Genomic DNA, 1446 nt, shown 5'->3' with positions numbered 1-1446 from the left:
CGGACCGCTTGTCGACAACCGCTGGGTCAGGCGTTCGTGCAGGGCGTCGGACAGCCGGTCCTCGATGGCGCGCGTGCGCTCCTGCCAGTGGGTGGCGTCGTTCAGCCAGCCGGGCCGGTGGGAGATGTAGGTCCAGGTGCGGATGTGGGCGATGCGCGACACCAGGGTATCGATATCGCCCTCCCCCCTGTCCAGGCGGCTGACCTGGGCCGCCACCCAGTCCAGCGGCAGCGTGCCGGCGGGCCCGTCGCGCAGGTGACGGAAGATCTGCGACAGCAGCCGGGTATGGGCGTCGGACAGGACCTTGCGGAAGTCGGGGATCTGGCAGACCTCCCACAACAACCGGACCGCCGCCGGGTTGCCGGCCAGACGCATGAGGTCGGCGTCCTGCGCCAGGGCCTGGAGCGCCAGATGGTCGTCCGCCTCCCGCGCGCGGATCAACACCGGTGACGGCGGTCGTTCCTCCAGCGCGCGCAGCAGCGCCTGCGGGCTGCGGAAATCCAGGTCGACGTTGCGCCACATCAGGGTCTTCAGCGTCTCGAACTTATGGTTCTCCACCGCGTCGATCAACTCGGGGTCCAGCGGCGGCGCCTCATCCGTGGTGCCGAAGGTGCCGTCGGTCAGGTGCCGGCCGGCGCGGCCGGCGATCTGCGCCACCTCCGGCGCGCGCAGGCGCCGCGGCTGCTGGCCATCGAACTTGCTGAGGCGGGCGAAGGCCACATGGTCCACGTCCATGTTCAGGCCCATACCGATGGCGTCGGTGGCCACCAGATAGTCCACCGCCCCCTCCTGGTACAGCTGGACCTGCGCGTTGCGGGTGCGGGGGCTGAGCGCGCCCAGCACCACCGCCGTGCCGCCACGCGTGCGCCGGATCAGCTCCGCCAGGCCATAGACATCCGCCGCGGAGAACGCCACCACAGCGGCGCGGGGCGGCAGCTTGGTCAGTTTCTTGTGCCCGCTGAAAGTCAGGCTGGAGAAGCGGGGCCGCGACACGAACTCCGCCTTGGGGATCAGCTTCTGCAGCAGGGGGCGGATGGTGTCGGAGCCGAGGAACATCGTCTCCTCCGTGCCGCGCGCGTGCAGCAGGCGGTCGGTGAAGATGTGACCGCGCTCGGGGTCGGCGGCCAGCTGGATCTCATCCACCGCCAGGAACTGGGCCACATGGTCCAGCGGCATGGATTCCACGGTGCAGATCCAGTAGCGGGCGCCAGGGGGGATGATCTTCTCCTCCCCCGTCACCAGGGCGACCTGGGCGGCACCCTTGGCCCGCACCACCTTGTCATAGTTCTCCCGCGCCAGCAGGCGCAGGGGGAAGCCCATCATGCCACTGGCGTGCGCCAGCATGCGTTCCATGGCCAGATAGGTCTTGCCGGTGTTGGTGGGTCCCAGCACCGCCACCACCCGGCCGCCGGGCAGCGTGCCCACGCTGTCGGCACCCCGCTTCTG

Annotated in this window: 1 protein-coding gene; it reads right to left on the bottom strand. The window is 70.1% G+C overall.

Features of this window, described 5'->3' with window-relative positions:
* Positions 1 to 1401: helicase-related protein (locus I55_RS17900; protein ID WP_044561943.1), on the bottom strand; the 1401-nt coding region annotated here is incomplete at its 3' end.
* Positions 1402 to 1446 lie beyond the last annotated feature (45 nt).

Source organism: Azospirillum sp. B4, from assembly GCF_000333275.1.
GTDB lineage: Bacteria > Pseudomonadota > Alphaproteobacteria > Azospirillales > Azospirillaceae > Nitrospirillum.
The sequence above is the reverse complement of the archived record's forward strand: the minus strand, read 5'-3'. Positions and strand labels throughout refer to the sequence as shown.